Origin of the sequence: Methylobacterium sp. E-005, from assembly GCF_022829725.1 — a bacterium.
In the GTDB taxonomy this organism is placed as follows: Bacteria; Pseudomonadota; Alphaproteobacteria; order Rhizobiales; family Beijerinckiaceae; genus Methylobacterium.
In genome coordinates, this window is record NZ_JAKSYG010000243.1 from 1 (window position 1) to 2,693 (window position 2,693).

6 protein-coding genes are annotated in these 2,693 nt (G+C 70.3%); all 6 read right to left on the minus strand.

The genetic code is table 11. From position 1 onward, the window contains the following. Positions 1–49: 49 nt before the first annotated feature. On the minus strand, positions 50–298 hold the full coding sequence (locus tag MKK88_RS30810) for a hypothetical protein (RefSeq protein ID WP_244007119.1): 249 nt from the start codon (positions 296–298) through the stop codon (positions 50–52). Further along, positions 295–1,017: a hypothetical protein gene (locus tag MKK88_RS30815; RefSeq protein WP_244007121.1), complete on the minus strand. Its 723-nt coding sequence runs from the start codon at positions 1,015–1,017 to the stop codon at positions 295–297. Before MKK88_RS30815 ends, MKK88_RS30810 begins: the two co-directional genes overlap by 4 nt. Continuing rightward, positions 1,017–1,394, minus strand: coding sequence for a hypothetical protein (locus MKK88_RS30820; RefSeq protein WP_244007123.1), 378 nt, complete (start codon positions 1,392–1,394; stop codon positions 1,017–1,019). The genes MKK88_RS30815 and MKK88_RS30820 overlap by 1 nt, the downstream gene beginning before the upstream one ends. Further along, positions 1,394–1,732 carry a hypothetical protein gene (locus MKK88_RS30825; RefSeq protein WP_244007125.1) on the minus strand — a complete coding sequence of 113 codons (339 nt, stop codon included), beginning with the start codon at positions 1,730–1,732 and terminating at the stop codon, positions 1,394–1,396. Before MKK88_RS30825 ends, MKK88_RS30820 begins: the two co-directional genes overlap by 1 nt. Before the next feature lie 80 nt (positions 1,733–1,812). After that, positions 1,813–2,226, minus strand: a complete 414-nt coding sequence (locus MKK88_RS30830; RefSeq protein WP_244007126.1) for a hypothetical protein — start codon at positions 2,224–2,226, stop codon at positions 1,813–1,815. A gap of 73 nt (positions 2,227–2,299) precedes the next feature. Next, on the minus strand, positions 2,300–2,693 hold a 394-nt coding region (locus MKK88_RS30835; protein WP_244007127.1), incomplete at its 5' end, for a hypothetical protein.

Consider the following 2,693-nt stretch of genomic DNA (forward strand, 5'->3'; position numbering starts at 1 on the left):
GAAATCCCGAATTGGGAATGACGCGCGCCGGAGCGCGCGCCAACCCGGTTCAGCGGTGGTTGTCTTTCGTCGCGGGGGTGACCGGGGCATCGTCGTAGACGCCGGAGATCTGTGCCGCGATGCCAAGGCCCATAACAGCGACGGCGAAGATCAACCCCCAGACGAGCAGCATCCACGCGCTGACGGCGAGGGCCTGGAGATGTCCGCCCGCGGTCAGGACGACTGTGGCCAGGGCGGCACCCGAGGCGGCGAGTCGCCCGGGCGCGCCGGCGACGGTGACGAGGACCTGGCGCATCATGCGGCCCTCCTGGTGTCGATGGGCTCGGCCGGGATCAGTCGTTCCGCGGGAACCCCTGCGTGCGCCTCGAACCAAGCTGCGACCGCGCTATGCCGGGTGGTCGTGAATTGGCCCTCGGCAACCTCACGCAAGACGAGATGTCGCTCGCCGGCAGCGATGGGCAGGCCCGTCAGGTAGCAGGTGTGCTCCCGGCGGGCCCGGACGACACGGCGTTCCAGTTCGGTGGATTCCGTCTCATCGCCTTGAAAGGGTACCGTCCCCATGAAGTCGTCATCGACGACCACGGCAGCCGCCTTGGACTGCAGCCACGCCACGTCAGCGTCGTTGTGCCGGCCCCACTCGACCCGGCCGAGGATACGCTCCTGAAGGAAGGTCGCGCGGGCCTCGTCGTCGACGAGGGGGTCGTCCCCGATGGCCTCGAACAGGGCATGGACGTCGCGCATGCCGTGGGAGCCGAACACCGCGACGATGGCCTTCTCCTGGGCCTTGCCGTCCAAGAGGGCAGCCACGCCGAGCGCGACGCCGTACAGCAACGCGTCGATGCGGTCCGGACCGGGAAGGCTGGCACTGCCCAGCCCGAGGTCGCGGGCCAGGGCGAGGGCATCCTCATCGCCGGCCCGGACGCGGGAGTCCCAGACCAACGCGTTCGCCCATGCGGTATTAGGAAGCTCGTCTGCGTACCGGTGCGGCTCGTAGGGGATCTCGGTGACGCGGCGCATCAGGCGGTCCTCCCCTGAGCGAGGGCGGCGGCCAAGGCGGTCGCCTCGGTCGTGCTGATCAGCGCGACGAGGGGGACGCCGGCTATCGTCAGCGGGACCGTCCGCCCCGTAGGCTGCCCGGCGCCGGGGGCGAGGCCCGCCTGAGCGAGCTTGCCGATGATGCGGGTGGCGACCTCGGTGGCTGGGAGCCGGCCGCCCGAGACGATTTCGCCGGCGATGATGGACGCCGCCGGGTCCGTCAGGAGGGGCGCATGGCGGACGACGGAGTATCCGGCGTCATGGAGGGCATCGAGCAAGCCGATGGCTGCGGTCAGGTCGGCGGGGCGGCCCAGGGCCTGCGCGACGGCGGTCGTGGTACGGGGGGAATCGTGGCGCATCAGACGGACCTCTCGCTGTCGTAGATGTCCGGCCGCTCGCCGGTGAGGGCCGCGAGGCGGCGGTACAGTTCCCCCACGGACCGCAGCATGAGCCCGGTGGCGTCGGGGTCGTCGCTGTCCCCGTTGAGGGCGTCGAAAGCGCCGGGGTTCTGGGTTGCCCGGAGGAGGTCGCGCAGCCACCCGAGCCCCGACAGGTCCGGGCAGTCCTGCCCGTCGGGACCCAGGATGGCGTCGATGAAGACCTGCGCCGCTGGCGACATGCCCCTGGTCATGGCCTCGGCGATGCCGGGGCTGTCGACGGTGAAGTTCGTCTTGATCTCGCTGATGTCGCGCCGCATGGGACGCATCCTGTAAAACCGGGGTTGCGGGGGATGACGGTGGCTGCGCCCCTGCCGCCGGGCGCGTCGACGGAGGCCGGTCAGGCGTACTCGTCGTCGTCGCTCAACGTCAGCGTGGGGAGGCGCTCAGCGCGCATTTCCAGGTAGTGCAGACTTTGGAGCTCCTCCTGGTACTGGGCCTCGATGGCCAAGTCGGTAAGGAGAAGAGCGAGGTCGGCCTTGGCCGTTTTCGCCAGTGCGTCGGCCCTTGCGACCTCCTCATGGTCCGGCGCGTCCCAGTAGATGCCCTGGTGGGCAAACTCCTCGTCGAGGTCGGCGTCCATGGCCCACTGAGAGCCAAGATCGACGAGGCTGCGCGAGAGGTCGGCGTCACCTGCCGCACGGGCTGCAGCGAGGGCGGCAAGAAGACCGTCGACGGTCAAGATCGGAGGGCTGGCGTCCGCGAAATGCGGGGGGATGGCCGCGGTGCTAAGGTCAGCGATCAGGCGCTCCATGGCGCGCTCCTCTGCGATGTGACTGGGAATCGGTGGCTGCGCCCCTGCCGCCGGGCGCGTCGACGAGGTGGCGTCAGGCGGCCTGGGACGGGGGCTCCGTCATGTCCGGCAGCCAGCACAGGATCTCGTCGACGGCTTCCGTCCCAAGAACAGCCTCGGCCCTGGCGACCAGGCGCTTGGACTCGACGAGGTCGCGGACGGCTTCGGCGCGAGGGTCGATGCCGAGTGGCCGCTCGGAGTAGCCCACGATACGGGGGTCGGACGCCCCGGGGTCTGCAGCGGCTTCCCGTATGGCGCGCTCGCCCTCAGGGTCGAGGACTAAGGCGAGTCCCTCGACCCGCCTGCCGGGCGGGGCGACATGCTCCACTCTGTGCTCCGACCGCTCCCGGTACTCGTCGCTCGTCATGGGGACGGACTCGCCGTCGGGCATCACGACGACGATGGCCACGTCCTCGCCCGTCGGGCGG